This is a genomic window from Parabacteroides sp. AF21-43 (assembly GCF_003635435.1).
GTDB lineage: Bacteria > Bacteroidota > Bacteroidia > Bacteroidales > Tannerellaceae > Parabacteroides > Parabacteroides distasonis.
On sequence record NZ_QTMG01000012.1, the window covers coordinates 75,811 to 92,432 of the forward strand.

The window sequence follows — 16,622 nt, forward strand, 5'->3', positions numbered from 1 at the left end:
CTCATGGCTCTTGTTTTATCAGGAGCCATGGAATTTGCCAATGCTTGCACGTCGGCTATCATTTCTGGCAAGGTAACACCTGACGGACGTCCGATTATGTGGAAAAATCGCGATGCGGAAAACTTGAAGAATTGTGTGCGGTCCCATTTATCTCGCTCGTTCCATAATCCTTTGATGGGTATCGACTTGAAAGATGGAAAACATAATAAGCCAGAGACTTCCGGTTGGTTTGCGGAGCAGGATTTTATCGCTCGTAGAAGTACCTCTTGCGCTGTGGCTATTCAAGGTGTACGGCCGGACGAGGATGCTTCGTTCACTACGATGTGGACGGTTATCGGTTACCCACCGGTTACTCCTGCGGTTCCGGTTTGGTTGAAAGGCGCCGATAAGAAGTTGCCCAAGGCGTTAACTGTCGATCAAAATAAACATGCTCCGTTATGTGACGCGTCGAACATGCTTCGGGATAAGATTTACAGTTATCATCGGGGGACGAATACGGAAAGTTATTTCCATTGGGAATTACTTTTCAATCTAAGCGGCAATGGGTATATGCAGCAAACCGAGCAATTGGAGGAGGAGTTATTCGAACGTTTTTATTCCTCCATCGAAACGTGGCGATCAAGGTCGGTAATTCCCGAGGAATTAGTTTTCAATTTGTATGATGATTGTGATGCATTCCTTGATGAGAAGACACTGAGGTGAGTATCCAAAATATTCCTTTTCGCTATTCGCTTTGTAAGGCATTTACGGGATTACGGGATGCCGCTTTATAACTATGCCTGCTTACGGTCAGTAGCGTAACCATCAATACGATACCGCCGGACAGCAGGCATGTTCCTATGGATATGTCCACCCGATATACGAAATTCTCCAGCCAACAACTCAGCGAATACCACGTGATAGGAACGGCAATTGCGAAAGCGATCCCTACCCAGCCGATAAACCGACGATTTAATAGATACAAGATCTCCCCGGCCGTAGCCCCGTTTACCTTACGGATACCGATTTCTTTCGTACGCTGCCGGATGGCATAGAGAGCCATGCCGAATAATCCGAAGGCGGTTAGCAGGAGGCTGATGATCGAGTACATGATGAGCAAATGTGCCAGTTCGATCGTTTTTCGGTTAGATAACATAAATTCCTCGTATATATCTTGGTATTCGAAAGGTACGTTGGGGTTGATCTTTTCCCATGTTTGTTGCAGTAAAGCTAGAGTCTCGGCTCTGCGCTCCTTTTTCAGTCGGATTTGGACGAGGTTATAGGGGGGAGTATGCGTTAGGTAGGTCAAGCTAGGGTAAACCTCTTGTCGTAAGGTTCCTGTATATAGATTCTCCACGATCCCTGCTATAATCGCTATCGGTTCTCCCTCCTTTTCCATCTTCCCGAATTCAGTGTCGTAAAGGCGGACAGGCTTACCCACGGGATTCTCGCCTTTGGGCACGAGCAAACGTGCGTATTGTTCGTTAATATAGACGGGTGTGCTGTATTGTTTTAGAGCCTCTCGCTCTGAGAGTCCTTGAAGAATGTTTATCTTCATAACCTTTAGGAAAGTACTATCACCTTCGTATTGGCCTAGCGTATAATTTAGTTCGTTTCCGTTTTCGTCTTTCAAGACCATTGTCCGCAAGTTGAACTGTATGATCCCGCTTTTCGAAAGGCACATCTCTTCTATGGAAGGATAACGCCGGATCTCTTCAGAGAAGGTCTGTATATGGTTCCCACTCCAGTCGGCTATTTCGATGAGATCCCGGTAACGTTCACCGCTTGTCTGAGTGAGCGTTAGTTGCTGCCGTACGATCAGCGTGGCGAATACCAGAGCTATTGAGATGGCGAATTGTAAGATGGAGAGCCCGCCTATGATTGTCCGCTTCCGGGTACCGGTGGTGAATGATTTATACTCGGAATGGGAAAGGGAGTTGATCTTATGGCTCATATATAATGAGGGGATAATGGATAGAGCTAGGATGAGTGCCACGATCACAGGTAAGACCTGTCCACTGAAGAAAAATCCCAAGGAGATACGTCCGGAAACGATCCGGTTGAAAGCCGGCAGGAAATCTAGTGTAAGTAATAAGGATAAAAAGAAAGCGATCAGCACGGTAAGGAAAGTATCCAAGAATAGCTGGCGATGGATTTGCCCAGCCGATGCTCCCATCACTTTCTGGGTGTAGATCATCTTTACCTGTTGCAAAATGCGGGAGAAACTTAGGTTGGCATAATTGAAACAGGCGATCACGAGGATTAGGATGGCCGAGAACAAACCAACGTACAGTAAGTCTTTCTGGTTTCGGTGGATATAGGGGATGTATTCTTGTGTATAGGTTTGCTCTTGGAAATAACTCTCTTGGAGGGTATAGAAATAATACTGTCCGGTTCCGTTGAAAGTAGGTACCTTATCATCCTTTAGTTTTTGAGTGAACGTATCGATGTTGAAGAGATCGTTTACCAGTAATAAGGTAGGGCCGCCATTGAATTGGGAGGTAGTACCTGCCAATGCGTTGAACTTCAAGAATGATTGAGGGTACTCTTTGATAACGGCGGCGACCTCGTAGGTAATCGTCTCGTTCTCATAAGCGTACTTTGCCGAGAAGGTTTTACCGATAGGATCCTCGTTCCCGAAGAATATCTTCGCTTGGTATTCGGTCAACGCAATTGCGTTTGGTTGGGTTAATGCCTTGTTTATATCTCCTGCCATTACCTTGTAAGGGAAAAAGCGAGGAAAGGAGGGATCAGCTCTGACGATCGAGATTGGGTCGAAGCGCTTTTCTCCTATCGTGATGGAGGCGGCATTCTCTATGTTCAGTCGTAAATAATCCTCAACTTCAGGGTATTGGTCTTTTAGCTGCACAGGGATCTTCCCTTTAATAAAAGATACTTTCTCTCCGGAGGTCAAGGGAGAGTCTTGTGCCATATAGATGATATGCGACTTATTGGGATTATGGGCTTCTATCCTAGATTCATAAATGACGTATGAGATCAGTAGGTTGGTACAAGTGATGCCTGCCGCCAGACTCAATAAGGAAATGACGGCGAACGTCTTGTTTCGCCACCAGCTACGGAATATAAGTTTTAGAGATATGGATTCCATGGTTTTATCTGTTTGTTGGTTCAAAGCTATCCGGTTGCGTGGAATATGGCAAATAAAATCGGAGGAAACGATCGTAAAGAACTGGATTTGTCTAAATATTGGACACTGAGACCCGGGAAAAGATCGTATCTTTGCGTACGAAAAAAAGAGGAGGCTTAATGCGTGATGCGAAGATTATAGTCGTAGATGACAATGAGGCGATATTGAGAAGTCTGCGGACGGTCTTGTCCCATGAGTTTAAGACGATCGTTACCGTATCATCTCCCGTATTATTGCCTGCCCTTTTGCGGAATGGAGATGTGGATTTGGTTTTACTGGATATGAACTTCGGCACTGGAAAGCAAGGCGGAGGGGAAGGACTTTTCTGGTTGGATCGTATCTTGGAGCTTAAGAATCCTCCGGCCGTTATCTTGATAACTGCTTTTGGGGATATCGAGTTGGCTGTATCTTCCCTTAAAAAGGGAGCCACGGACTTTATCGTGAAACCTTGGGATAACGAGAATTTGATTCAAACACTTACATACGTCTTGGAACGTTGTGCGGAATCAGATGAGAGCGAGATTTCGTCTGTGGCAGAATCTCTAGTCTCCCATCCTTGTACGTTGGAGGATATGGAGCGGCAGTTTATCGCCGAGGTATTGAAAGAAAAGAAAGGGAACCTGACGCTTGTGGCTCAACAATTGGATATTAGCCGCCAGACCCTTTATAATAAGATGCGTAAATACGGGTTGTAGATTATAAGGAGAGTAACCATGGTCAACTGGAATTTATACCTGAAGATTATAGGGAGCGTTTCCTTAATCGTACTTTTTGCGTTACTTGGATCTGTATTGTTGATAACCGGTATTTCTTATTTTTTATCCTTTGTATGTCTGTGTGTTATCCTGTTGATAACTCTGTTGCTAATCCAGTGGATAAACGGTACAAACCATAAGATCGCTATTTTCTTCGAGTCGGTTCGTAATGGGAATACAACTTTGCGATACCCGGATAAAACGAATGATCCCTTTGTAAAGGACTTATATGCGGAAATGAATCGGATTATCCTCCTATTCAGTCAAAACCAGAATGAGATGGAAGAGAAGCGCTTGTATTACGAGAGCATCTTGCGGGTACTGACGCATGAGATTCGTAATTCGATTACGCCAATCCGTTCCTTATCTGCTGATCTGTTGAAATATTCCGATACATATACTCCGGAGCAATTACGGGAAGGTTTGGAGGTTATTCATGGGCAAGCGAAAAATCTATCCGCTTTCTTGGATTCCTACCATCGTCTGACGCATCTTCCGGAGCCGGAAAGAACCGAGGTGCCTATAACCTCTTTATTTCGGAAGATGGAACGGTTGTTGTGTGCCGAGGCGGGTAGCGACCGTATTCGTTTCTCCTCTGCGGAAGCTTTAACGGTACATGCGGACCAAAACTTGATTGTGCTGGCTCTGATTAACTTGATCCGTAACGCATTACAGGCGATAGAGGGGCAAGCGGATGCCATCGTCTCCGTAGAAGCCTTGGAGGCTGATGGTAGGGTATATATAACTATAACAGACAATGGCCCCGGCATTTCTCCGGAACTATTGTCTGCTATCTTTACGCCTTTTTTCTCTACGAAGTCCGGTGGTAGCGGCATCGGTCTCAGTATCTCCCACCGCATAATGCGATTGCATGGCGGCGATTTAACCGTTGATTCCTTGCCTGGTGTCCGTACCGAGTTTCGTATGACGTTCTAGAATATGACTTTCTTGATTTTTTCAACAATCAAGTTGAAAGGCTCGGCTTTTACATGGCTGCATATTCTCACAACGTCTCGTTTTGTGTAACCTCCTATTAATTGGCAAATAACGAAGCTTTTCTTTGTTAAGATTTTTGTTAGCATAGAGTCTTCTAAAGGAAATGTATATTGTGGATTATAGTTTTTGGAAGATATCATAGCTAGGTAAAAGAAATCTTCAGCTGCTTGCAAATCATCGTTTGAGATGACGATAGCCATGTGAGGTTTGGTTATTCCATTAGGAAATAGATAATTGACTTCTACGACATCTCGTTGATGTATTTTCATTCGATGAGATATTTGGATATATATGCTGCCATGGATTGTCTGGAATGGGCTAGAAATAAATCTTTCTCATTCATAGGACTGAAAGGTTGGCTATCGCTTTTCCTTTGGTTGGAAATGTTGTGTTTAGCCATCTTGGGCGACGAAACATTTCTAGTTGGTCTGGTTTTTGTCGTTCTCATATCTTTTGTTTTTATGTTATTGGCAAATATACGTATTTATTTCAAAAGATCTCCTGTTTAAATGGAAAAAGAGATTATGGCTAAAGCTTATGGTATAACTATCGCTTTGGCCATAATCTCTTATAAGATTGTCTGATCAATACCCCAACTCAAACGGTTGTTCTACGGCAGGTACGCCTTCGGACATCCATTTAGGCATTTTATCGTTCTTTAGGTAATGGTTGAAGAATTGGAACATGCGGCGTTGGAAATCGATGCGGTTTGCCATATGCATCGGCCAATGCGGTTCGCCTGTATAATTCAGTAACCAGCAAGGTTTACCTAACCGTTTCATGGCAACGAAATACTCGATACCTTGGTACCAAGGCACATGGCCGTCGGCATCGTTGTGCATGATCAATATTGGGGTCTGCACCTTATCCATCGTGAACAACGGCGAGTTTTCCAGATAACGAAGTGGAGAACTCCATGGCGTAGCTCCTAAACGGCTTTGTGTATGCTCGTATTGGAAAGAGCGGGCCATGCCGGAACCCCAACGGATACCGCCATAAGCGCTAAACATATTTACGACAGGCGCCCCAGACTCGATAGCGGAGAATAAATTCGTGCGAGTCGCTAAATAAGCTACTTGGTAACCTCCCCAGCTATGTCCTTGCGCACCGATCCCTTTTTCGTCGATATATCCTTTGGCGATCATCATGGTGATACCCGGCATCAAGCAGTTATAGCAGCTTTCTCCCGGATAACCATCTACATAGCGAATGTCCGGGTTGAAGATGACATATTCGTTGCTATTGTATAAGTGATAATCGATCGTAGAACGATGCGGTTCCGGCATACGGTAATTATATAAAGTCTCCGAATTCCGCTCGTAGAAGTTTACCATCATCGGGTACTTCTTGTTCGGATCAAAATTCGCCGGCTTATAAACGACACCTTCCAGTGGACGGCCGTCCAAGGAAATCCATGATACCAACTCGGCGGTACCCCAGATAAAACCTTCCTGCTGTTTGTCTCCGTGTGTCAATTGCACGGATTTCTTGAACGCCAAGGTCGAATAGTGGATATCCGGGTATTGCTGGAAGGTTTCCATCGTATAGATCACGTCATCCGTATTCTTCGCCTTGTTGATAGATCGCAGCATATAATTGCCCGCCAGCAAAGTCTTCGGGGCGGCAGGAGCGGAGAGGCGTGCGTTGTAGAATCCGTATCCTTTTGTGGCCTCGTTGAATCCTTTTAATAATTGCGGTTTGCCGAGGTCGATAAAGCGAGCCTCTTTATCCAGTTGTTCCAAGCGGTAGGACAGTTTCTCCTTCCTTCCGTTCACGGTCAGGTTGATCGGTGGGGTGGCCGCGGTCGGATCGAATTTCCAGATGTCGTAACGATCATAGATCAAGAGATTTTGATCATTCGCGGTCCAGCCGGCGGCTCCATGCGCATAAGGATAATCGGGAACGTCGTTCTCCTCGTCCCAAGCCGGGAAGCTTTCCGGAGTGGTTAGGCGATATTGCTTACCTTCCGCCAAGGCGATCGTGTACCAGCAGCTATCCGTCTCGCCATACCAATACGCATATTTACCTTGTGGGGAGAGGCGGAAACGGCCATAATCCGCTTGGGCGATTTGCTTGCGCTCCCCGTTATCCAACGATACGGTATAATAGTCGCTGCGTGTGCGGGCCTCCCACATGGAAGACAAAGAATAGGGACGGGAAGTGGAAAGGAGCGCCAAGGGTGCGTCACCCTCATTACCCAATTGGATATTCGGTAATTCCTCATTCGCCAATTGGAAGATAGAGCCGTTGCCCAGATTATAAACCGCTTGATAGCTTTTCTTTAAGTCTTTTTCCTTGTTATAATTCTGTACGGTATATTGTACGGGCTCATCCCAACTCCAAACCTGTACGTTCGGACGATTCTCGGCTAGTTGGGTCGTGTCTTTTTGCCTCGGCTCCGGTGAGGTACCGAAGAACAGACGGGAAGCGGATTTCGAGAATTGAAGCATCCCGTTCTCATTGATTACCCATTCAGCGGGGAAAGCCCTGTTTCCACGGGTGGCGATTTCTTTCGCGGGAGCGTTATGTTCGGATAGCCATAAGCTTAACGCTTTGTAAGAAGAATCTTTGTCGGCGCAATATAAGAAAGCCAGCCGTTCCCCTTTCTCGTCGAACGTGGTTTGTTTGAATACGCCTTTTCCCTCTTTGATGAGCGCCGGACTTCCTTTCTCCGGATTCAAGGTGAATATACCTGCTTCTCCTTCCGCCGCGCTCGTGTAATATAGCATACCGCTTTTCTTGGCGAATTGGAAATCCGTTACGGTCGGGAACTGGAAGGTCTTGCTTCCATCCAGCGAACGGACGTACAACGTGGAGTCCTTCCGGCCTCTTTGATAAGCGATCCAATCCGCCTCGTCCGCTAATTTGAAGGTTTTGAGGGAGTCTATCGTCTCCTTTTTACCGGCGACGGAATAGATTACCAAGGTGTTCATCGGCATCTTGTCCTCTTTCGTCTTCAATACTTTCAGGGAATCTACCGTGGACTTTCCGGGTGTTTGCGTGACAACCAGATAACCCGAGGAAGCGGAGAACGCGAACTTATCGGCCGGAGAAAAAGTGGCGGTCTCTTGCCCTTGGGCCGCATACAAATAAACGGTAGCGTCACCTTCCCAAGGTTCCATCTTGCAAGCTACCCATTTTCCGTTGTCCGAGATCTCCCGGTCCGTGATTCGTTGCCAAGTGACTAGGTCATCGATTGTCAAGCTTTTAGAGGCGTTTTGTGCGAAGGCCGGGGAAAGACTTCCCAGACATGCTACAAAAGCCAAGTACTTTAAGTGTCTCATCGTGGTTGTATATTGATTTTGAAGCAAAGATAATGGCTTTATCAGAATCTTTATTGCTTTTGACCGGAATTTGCTTCTGGAAAAACACGTACGTGTTTCCGAGAAAACATGTACGTGTTTTTTGTAAAAGTCGTACGTGTTTTCTGGATAAGGTAATGGCGTTTTTAATGTATTGATTATCAGTGTCCTTTTTGAGCGTTCTAATGATCGCAGTTATAAGCGGCTTACAATGGGCATTATAAAGGTGTTACAATGCCTATTGTAAAGACCTTATAATGGGCATTGTGGTGATAGGAAAATTTTGGGGTCAACGGTAGGAAAAAAGGTTTGTAAGTGGTAAGTTATTCACTCGACAAGCCGTTAGTTATTCACTTGGGAGACCCAAAACAGGGCAGTTTATATTGAATATGTTATTTATTGTAGGAAGATTTTTAGTAAGCCTTTATTCAATGTACGCACGTACATTATATTATATACATGAAAATGAACGGTGAAAACGATCGTTTAGATTAGTCTTTTGCAAAGGTACGCGTTTCTTTGACACTTGCAACCCTTCCTTGCTATTTTTTTTGCCCCTTATCGGCTTTCTTATCAATAGAATAGCCTATCCTTTACGAAACAACCGATTCGGCAGACGAACCTCTCTTTTTCCTCCTTTAAAAACGCAAGATCTAAACGATCGTTTAAACTAGTCGTTTCGGTATAGACGAAGGATGATTAAGGATTTGATAGATATTCAATTAACACTATTATTAATATTTAAATTTTCGATTTATGAACAGAAAGATTTCTACATTGTTTACGGCGGGTCTGCTGATGGCGGGTTCGTTGTGCGGTAGTGCTTGGGCGCAAAGTTCTATTCAGCAATTGGCTGGCTTTGTGAATGGACAGGGGACGTTTACCGCAACGCCTGCTACGGAATTGAAGGCTGGACACCAGTATGTATTTGTTAATGATCAGACGAATAATGAGGCTTATGGTCATGAGCTATCGGGTAGCACCATTACAGAGTCTACGATAGGATTATCTACGCCTCTTGCTGATAATGATGATGTTAAACAGTATGTTTGGACTGTTGGCATAACTGAATCTCCGAAAGGCTTCTTCTCTTACAATTTTACGAATGTTGAGACAGGAAAGCTTTTAAGGGTTAATGTCGGCTTTACGGCTATAGAGAAAAACACGAAAGTAGAGGATAAGAATACGAATAAGGATTTCGTATTTGATGGATCTTCTGTTTCTGCTCTTACGGGAGGTGCATATTCTGGCACGAATAACAATTTGTATATTTATTCATCTTCTACTCCTCTCAACGGCTTGAATTGGGGTAGTAATGTGTCAACAGTATCTACGACGATTGCGGCTCCGATCTTTTACGAGGTTAAGTCTGAGTTGTTGACGAATTCAGAGGAATTGAACGCATTGTACAATACATCTGGTTTCTCTTTCGTTTCTAAACGTCTTAAAGATCAAGGTGAAGAACCTATCGGTAACTTGTTTAACGACAAAATGGTGGTAGCTCGTTATTTGGCTCGCCCAATTACGATTGATGCTACACAATACCCGGGGTATTCAGGATCTTCTTCAGACTTGCAGATTCCTGCCGGTATGTACTTCTTTACGAAAAATGCTCCAGCTTTAGATAATAGTGACCAAGTGGTTAGGGACTATAATGCGTGGTTGAACGCTACGGTTTTGGTTGCAAGCTCTACAGAGACAATGGAGGGAACGAACGCCGGACGTGCGAATGGTGATGGTTTCTCTTTGGTAGAGAAGGAAATTGGTGACTTGAACCTGTATGTAGGAACAGGTGCGGCTTGGAAGACACAAGGTGACGAGATTTCTATCCATAACGCTTGTTTCCGTGTTCAAAAGAGTTACGTGGAATCTTATCCGTATGAGTTGAATCTGGATCGTTTCCGTTTCAGAATACAAGGTAGCAAGGCCGATCATAAGGATGCTCAAATCAAGTTGGAGATTTTGCAGCATAATGATAATTTCTACTTGACTACGATCTCTAACACTTCAGACAAGACGGATAAGTTCATCTTTAAGTTGGGCGTTGCCGGTACGAAGAAAGGTATCGAGTTGTTGAACAAGGAGGCTAAGGCAGCTGTTTATACGATCCGTGTATTGAGCGGTAAGCAAGGGGATGTGAAGAGCGTATATGGAAAATATTTGACTTCTGCGGTTGATAATGGTAGTTTTGAGCTTGTCGCAAAAGCGAAGGTGTTGTCACAGACAGAGACTCCGGCTTATCAATGGATGATTACAAGCGTGGATGATACTTATAAGATCACTTTCACGAATCGTGAGACAGGTGATCATTTCCTTACGACATTGTTCCCTAAAACAGATTTGGGTGAGAATGTATATGAGACAGCTGTTCCTTCAACTCGGGATATCACTCCTATCTATGTTGATGAGAATACCTACCGTGAGACTGCTTCGACTCAGACCGTAGAGTTTAAGCGTCTGTTAGTGGAGTTGACGAAAGTAGAAGAAGTTGATCCATACGCAGGTTTCTTGAACGTAGATGACCAGACTTTGGTAACAATGGCTTTCGCTCGCGACAACAACGTGACTTCCAATAAATGGTATACCGCTGTTACAAAAGACAATAATAGTAATGTCTACAAATTGAATGCTGATGGTAAGTTCGCCAACAGCGTATCCGATGCCGCTCAATGGCAATTGATCAAAGACGAGGCTCCGAAGACGATCATCGAGAGTAGCTTCGTTTACAATAGAGGTAACCACGTGACCGTACAGGCTAAGGGCGATAAAGGCTATGCTTATGCTTATCAATTGCGCTATATCAATGATGGTATAGAGACTAATGCCTATTTCCCGCAAGGTACAGGTACTAGTACCCATGTTAACGGTGCAGACGTTATGGCTGCGGCAGATGCGGCTAAGTTCGTTATTAAACAAGCTGCTGATGGCTCTGTTTATTTGATTCCTGTATCAAGTACGAATGCGAATGTTACAACTGTATTTGGCAAGACTACGAAATCAGTAGTAGCTGTTAAGTATAACAATGACGAGTATGTGTATACAACTCCATCCGTAGTTTATGCATTGCCGGGTAATAATCAAGACATGACATTAAAGACTTACTTGATCGAGGAAGCTCCGGAAATCAGCTATCCCGCTAAGAATGGCCATATCTCATTGGTAAGCGAGTTAGGCAACTATATCTCCTTGAACGAGAACCAAGAGGGTATCGTAGTGAATAATGAGCAATACTCATTCTATTTGCGCGTAACCGATACGAAAGCGATCGTTCCTTCTTTCTATATCTCTAAGGGTACGGAAGATCCTAATAGAAGCTTGTTCTTGTTCAATCCGAAGGATTCTGTGGACTATTATGTAGCGGACGGCATGTACGACAAGAAATATGAATGGGCTGAAAAAGCTACTAAGGCTATCTTCAAGTCTGCTTCTATCGAGGCAAACAACGATACGATCTCTACGGTAGTAAAGGGTAAGGAAGTGAAAGTTGCTAAAAATGCTGACGACGAAGGCGTATTAGGCGGCTTGGATAACTTCAAGGTTCAGATTATCCAATGCGCTGACGATGAGGGTATGTATGTGATCCGTTCCGTTAAGGAGAAAGGTCGTTACTTATATGGCCTCAACGACAAATTGGCTTGGGGTACTGATAAGAATAGCGCCATGAAGTTCACGATCACTGCTGGTGATCCTACTTCCAACGAGTCTGTAGCTGATGGCGCTGCCGGTGTTAAGGTAATAGGTGGCAATGGTATCGTAGAGATCCAAGGCGCAGCCGGTAAGAAGGTGGTTATCTCTAATATCTTAGGTAAGGTAGTAGCCGAGACTATTCTTGCTTCCGACAACGCTACGATCGCTGTTCCTGCTGGAATCATCGCAGTAGCCGTAGAAGGCGAGAACGCTGTTAAGACAATAGTTAAATAAAAATATAATGACGATATTAAGTTCCCGTGAGGGCCTCGGCCCAAGTATCCCGTGAGGGCGAACAAGCGGGAATGGATTAATATTAATACTAAAGTAATAAATTAAAGTTCATCCCTTAGTACTTCCGTGAGGAAGGAAAGCGGGAAAAGAATTAGCCCCGGTCGTTTATTCGATCGGGGCTTACTTTTGGGGAATCCACAGAAGAGAAAAAGACGGACTAATAAAAGACCGGCAACAAAGGTCACTAAAGTTTGCCGGGAGATTACACGAACAAGATTTCCGTATCCGGCAAGACAGCAGAGATATTTTCAATCGGATTGATGGAAATTTTAGCCGCATGTAACCATGCCAACTTTTGCTTTAATTTTTGCATCCAGACACTCATACGGGCTTTGTGTTCTTTTTCACCAGCAATGTCTAGTTCTATACAGGCAATAATGACTATCTTTTTCTGATTATCAAGTAGCAACTGATTAATCCGGGTAAAAAAATCCTCATCATTGGTCGAAAAACGAGCAGAATTAGTTACCGTGGCGATTGTGTCCCTAACTTTGACAGCAATCCTGCGCATTAATTCCTCGCCTTTTGCCTGAAGCACTTCCTGAGTCTCTGCATCGTGTGTATGCCCTCTGTAATTCTTTACTTCTACCAAAAACAACTGTCTGTTGTCATGAATACCTAAAAAGTCCACCGCTTTGGTAGGCTGCAAGGCATTGCTTACTTTTTTGTGCGCCAAATGTTCGTCGTACTTGACAACGTTCCATTTGGGAGATTGAAACTTGAAGTTTATGCCGCTTTCCTGAAAATTACTCATATTTGCTGATGAATTGTTGTTCCAAGTCGTAAAAGGCTGCATATTCCTCCAGAATCGGATTGCTCTGTATGCCTGCCAAGGTTTCGCTTTCCTCTACAATGATTCCCTTGCCTTCTTTTTTCAGCCCAAAGAATTTGACAGATACACCGGTGTGTTCTTTATACTCGGAATAAAGAGAAAGCGTATGTGTAAGCAAATAATCGTGTGTAGCGATGAAAATCTGCAAACCACATTCCTGAAGCACAAGGATGAACTTCGACACCACTTTGATAAGAGCCGGGTTCAAATTGGCTTCCGGCTCATCCCAGAACAGAATGGTGTTCGCATTAATTTCCCCATTCAGTATGAGGTATAAGATAGAGGCCAACTTGCGAAGACCTTCTGCCACCAAATGCGCTTCCATATTACCACTTTCCGTCTGTATATAGAAACGTCCGTTCATCTGCAGCACCTTGAACTGCAATTCCCGTTCCAACAACTCAACAGCCGGTCTCAACGGATTATCTTCAGACTCACGCAATACGGGGAGAGCCAATGCGTGTGCTAGATTGATGTAGGTCTGGTCGAATGAAATCTCACGCTTACTGCTCAAACCGATAAAACCCTCGAACAAAGAGAACATTTCACGAGGAGGGATGTAGATGAAATGACGGTCGTTCCACTTCTCGTCCGTTTCCAATTTCACAGTCGTCTTGGCTGCAGAGGAAAAGTTATATTGCAATACCTTGCTATCTATCGTAACCGCAATGTTCGCCCTACCGGAAGGTAGTCCTTTGCTGACCAAATTGCCGATGATGTCCGGCTTGAAATAATAGATCATATCTTCCGCCAAGATATACTCAAACTGCTCTTTGGAAGCAGAGTTCTTGCCGAGGAAGTCGTGACGTGCCTGCAAGGTGGCAGCCAAGCATTTAAGCACGTGTGTCTTGCCGGTACCATTCTTGCCGATGAGGACATTTACTCCTTCGGTGAAATCGAAACGATTGTTTGCAAAGCCCGTGAAATTAGTCAGTAATATGCTGTTAATCATTGAATATACCTCATTTTTAACTAAGTGTTCACAAAAGTAACTTAAAATTGGAAAGTAACAAAGTTGGATTCAAAAAAGTTACAGTTACCCAATGATGTATTCTATCCTCGGTAAACAAGATATAAGGACCACTACGTTTATCTCGTTGGCAAAGTAAGTTAACTTACTTGGGCATTTTAATTAGCTTACTTTGCCAACGAAGCTAGCTTACTTTGAAAGTAGGGTAATTCGGTATTAATGATTCGTCCCCTCGAATAAATCCTTTGAATTGTTGGATAAGCCATTCTTTAGCTTGAACTGGTTGAACGTATAGCTAAGGGTCAAGCCTATCAACGGGTAATCGGGCCGGATTCGTGTTTTGGAAATCAAGTTCGAGGAAGTGATCGTATTGACATAACGGGCCGTATTGAAGACATCCCGGAAAGAGAGGGTGGCCGTCAACTTCCGTTTGAAGAATTGTTGCCGTATCGCTAGGTTGACAAACCAGAACGACTGGGTTCTTCCTTGGGTGGTTACGGAAGGGCCTACGAAATTGCCGTCAAGCTGTATCCTTGTGTATTTCCCGGTCGTGAAAGCGTTGTTCCATGCGATCTCGTAATTGGTACTGGTCTCATTCTTCCCGTCCGTCTTATACTCGTTCTCTACCCGGTAGTGATAAAGGCTACCGTTTATTTGCGTATTCCACCAACTGGTGGCCTGCAAACTGCCCGATAGTTCTATTCCGGTGGAATAATCATGTCCCACGTTCGCCATGGAATCCAAGGTAACCCCGGCTTGGTAAGGAACCCGTAATCGTTCGATCTTGTCTTTGCGGGTTCGGTGGAATAGGGAGGCAGACAAGGCATTGTCGCCGGAAGTCAAGGAATAATTCAACTCGAAAGAATGAATGTACTCCGGGCGTATATCCGGGTTACCGATCTCGGCTGTATAGTAATCCTTGTAAGTGATGTATGGCTCCATGAAATAAAGCTCCGGTCGGGTCGTACGACGGCTGTAAGCGAATAGAAGCTTCTGATTTTGTGTGAGGTTATAACCGATATGGGCGGATGGGAACAACTCAAAACGCCTTTGTAGGCGGTTCGCCCAATCTTTGGAGCTACGTAATACTTGATGCGTATGTTCTCCCCGTAATCCTACTTGAAAATCAAAAGACCGGTAGCTATCCCCAACGATCGCATAAAGGGAGTTGATCCCTTGTTGGAAATAGAACGTGTTGTAAATATCGTCACGCCAGAAGAACTCTTTGGTATCCGGGTTCCAAAACTGCATACTATAATCGCCGTCTTCCGAGTATGAGAAATATTGATAACCCGCCTTGATTTGTCCGGTTTTGCTGTATGGAAATACATAATCGGCTTTCGCACGGACGGTCCAACGATGTTCGGCCTCCCACGCACGATGACCTTGCTGGCGTACGTTGTTTTTGTCGAACAGATCGCTTTGGAAATATTCCAGAGCGTCGCCTCCATATTTCAAGAAGAAGCTACCGCTAAGGTTATGCCCCTTATCATTGAACTTATGATCCACGGCCAGATTCCCTAGTCCGAAAGTCTCATGGATATCAAAGTCGTCAAGGCTCTTGAACTCTCCGTTCTCGAATTGCTCGCCATTAGCGGAACGTTCTTCCGTATATTCCAGATCTCCTTTTCGCTTGAGTCCGGCATATCCGCCTTCCGCGTTAATAGAAAAAGTCGTTTGTTTTTGTGTATAGCTCCAACCTCCGCTGAGAATATATGCGTAGCCGTTACTTTCACGGGGGCCATTGGAATAAGAAGTCGTTGTCGTATCGTTTACCAACGTCGTTTTCTCTTGGGTAAAATGACTTTTACGAAGTCGGTTTCCCACATAACCGCCTATACGCCATTGAGATGCCTTGTTTTGTCCGGTCAACAAGAAATCCAAGGTCCGGCTCCATACCGTATTCCCGCTTAGGTTGATTACTCCGCTCAGCCCTTCCCCGAAGTTCTTCTTGGTAATGACATTGATGATCCCGACATCACCCCCTGTATCATGTTGGGCGGACGGGGTGGTGATGATCTCTATATTCTGGATTTGTCCGGACGGGATCTGTTCCAAGGCTTGGGTCCCGGTAAATATACTGGGCTTTCCATCTACGTAGACCGTGAATCCGCTACTCCCCCGGAAGGTAACCTCTCCCTCGGCGTTCACCCGGATGGAAGGCGTGTTCTCTAGGATATCGACAGCGGTTCCTCCCGAGGAAAGCAGGTTGGAAGAAGCCTCGATGATCTTTTTATCCAGTTTATAGATGACTTGTTTCTTGTTGGCTACGACCTCCACTTCCTGTAAGCCTACCTCAAGCATTTGCATCGGGATAATACCCAGATCCTTGATCTGCTCTGTAAGGATAAACTCCTCTCCCATATAAACATCATATCCCAGAAAATGGATACGGATCGAATACGTTCCCGGTTTTACGGGCTGGATTAGAAAAGAACCGTTCGCTTCAGTCATAGCTTCTTCGACGATATGATCTCCATCATATAATACAACGTGAGCGTAGTCTAATGCCTTACGGGTGGTTTGATCGATTACGATTCCTTTAATACCCGGATTCGCATGGATAGATAGTAGCACGCTAAGGAATACTAGCGATAGAAAAAGTTTTCTCATATTTTACATTCGTTTTAGAATTGATACCGCAAAGCTAGGGAAATAG

The 16,622-nt window shown here is 44.5% G+C and carries 10 protein-coding genes; 4 read left to right on the forward strand and 6 right to left on the reverse strand.

What is annotated here, in order from left to right:
- Positions 1–3: 3 nt before the first annotated feature.
- Entirely contained in the window at positions 4–702 is a 699-nt protein-coding gene (locus DWX84_RS10535; protein ID WP_226766587.1) for a hypothetical protein, read from the forward strand.
- 22 nt (positions 703–724) lie between these two features.
- On the opposite strand, the gene DWX84_RS10540 is transcribed toward DWX84_RS10535, so the two are convergent.
- Positions 725–3,088, reverse strand: a complete 2,364-nt coding sequence (locus tag DWX84_RS10540) for an ABC transporter permease (RefSeq protein WP_048927124.1) — start codon at positions 3,086–3,088, stop codon at positions 725–727.
- Positions 3,089–3,246: 158 nt separating this feature from the next.
- On the opposite strand from DWX84_RS10540, the gene DWX84_RS10545 reads away from it, so the two are divergent.
- Both DWX84_RS10545 and DWX84_RS10550 read left to right on the forward strand, forming a co-directional pair.
- Positions 3,247–3,822 carry a response regulator gene (locus DWX84_RS10545; protein ID WP_048927227.1) on the forward strand — a complete coding sequence of 192 codons (576 nt, stop codon included), beginning with the start codon at positions 3,247–3,249 and terminating at the stop codon, positions 3,820–3,822.
- Between the two features lie 18 nt (positions 3,823–3,840).
- Entirely contained in the window at positions 3,841–4,818 is a 978-nt protein-coding gene (locus DWX84_RS10550; RefSeq protein ID WP_048927125.1) for an ATP-binding protein, read from the forward strand.
- Here DWX84_RS10550 and DWX84_RS10555 read toward each other — a convergent pair.
- Both DWX84_RS10555 and DWX84_RS10565 read right to left on the reverse strand, forming a co-directional pair.
- Complete coding sequence (locus DWX84_RS10555) at positions 4,815–5,147, reverse strand: type II toxin-antitoxin system PemK/MazF family toxin (protein ID WP_048927126.1); 333 nt, start codon at positions 5,145–5,147, stop codon at positions 4,815–4,817. The genes DWX84_RS10550 and DWX84_RS10555 overlap by 4 nt on opposite strands.
- 315 nt (positions 5,148–5,462) lie before the next feature.
- Positions 5,463–8,162 carry a prolyl oligopeptidase family serine peptidase gene (locus DWX84_RS10565; protein ID WP_048927127.1) on the reverse strand — a complete coding sequence of 900 codons (2,700 nt, stop codon included), beginning with the start codon at positions 8,160–8,162 and terminating at the stop codon, positions 5,463–5,465.
- A 774-nt stretch (positions 8,163–8,936) separates the two neighbouring features.
- Between DWX84_RS10565 and DWX84_RS10570 the strand changes: the two genes are divergently transcribed.
- Positions 8,937–12,101 carry a DUF6383 domain-containing protein gene (locus DWX84_RS10570; protein WP_009016878.1) on the forward strand — a complete coding sequence of 1,055 codons (3,165 nt, stop codon included), beginning with the start codon at positions 8,937–8,939 and terminating at the stop codon, positions 12,099–12,101.
- Between the two features lie 262 nt (positions 12,102–12,363).
- Here DWX84_RS10570 and DWX84_RS10575 read toward each other — a convergent pair whose 3' ends face one another.
- From DWX84_RS10575 to DWX84_RS10585, 3 genes are all read right to left on the reverse strand, one after another.
- Positions 12,364–12,915: a hypothetical protein gene (locus DWX84_RS10575; RefSeq protein WP_005867515.1), complete on the reverse strand. Its 552-nt coding sequence runs from the start codon at positions 12,913–12,915 to the stop codon at positions 12,364–12,366.
- Positions 12,908–13,945, reverse strand: coding sequence for an ATP/GTP-binding protein (locus DWX84_RS10580; RefSeq protein ID WP_122114859.1), 1,038 nt, complete (start codon positions 13,943–13,945; stop codon positions 12,908–12,910). The genes DWX84_RS10575 and DWX84_RS10580 overlap by 8 nt, the downstream gene beginning before the upstream one ends.
- A 234-nt stretch (positions 13,946–14,179) precedes the next feature.
- Positions 14,180–16,576, reverse strand: a complete 2,397-nt coding sequence (locus DWX84_RS10585) for a TonB-dependent receptor (RefSeq protein ID WP_122297487.1) — start codon at positions 16,574–16,576, stop codon at positions 14,180–14,182.
- Positions 16,577–16,622: the final 46 nt, after the last annotated feature.

Coding starts and splice junctions, on each gene's coding strand:
- DWX84_RS10545 (WP_048927227.1), top strand. CDS start 3,247: ATGCGTGATGCGAAGATTATAGTCGTAGATGACAATGAGGCGATATTG.
- DWX84_RS10555 (WP_048927126.1), bottom strand. CDS start 5,147: ATGAAAATACATCAACGAGATGTCGTAGAAGTCAATTATCTATTTCCT.
- DWX84_RS10565 (WP_048927127.1), bottom strand. CDS start 8,162: ATGAGACACTTAAAGTACTTGGCTTTTGTAGCATGTCTGGGAAGTCTT.
- DWX84_RS10540 (WP_048927124.1), bottom strand. CDS start 3,088: ATGGAATCCATATCTCTAAAACTTATATTCCGTAGCTGGTGGCGAAAC.
- DWX84_RS10575 (WP_005867515.1), bottom strand. CDS start 12,915: ATGAGTAATTTTCAGGAAAGCGGCATAAACTTCAAGTTTCAATCTCCC.
- DWX84_RS10535 (WP_226766587.1), top strand. CDS start 4: ATGGCTCTTGTTTTATCAGGAGCCATGGAATTTGCCAATGCTTGCACG.
- DWX84_RS10570 (WP_009016878.1), top strand. CDS start 8,937: ATGAACAGAAAGATTTCTACATTGTTTACGGCGGGTCTGCTGATGGCG.
- DWX84_RS10585 (WP_122297487.1), bottom strand. CDS start 16,576: ATGAGAAAACTTTTTCTATCGCTAGTATTCCTTAGCGTGCTACTATCT.
- DWX84_RS10580 (WP_122114859.1), bottom strand. CDS start 13,945: ATGATTAACAGCATATTACTGACTAATTTCACGGGCTTTGCAAACAAT.
- DWX84_RS10550 (WP_048927125.1), top strand. CDS start 3,841: ATGGTCAACTGGAATTTATACCTGAAGATTATAGGGAGCGTTTCCTTA.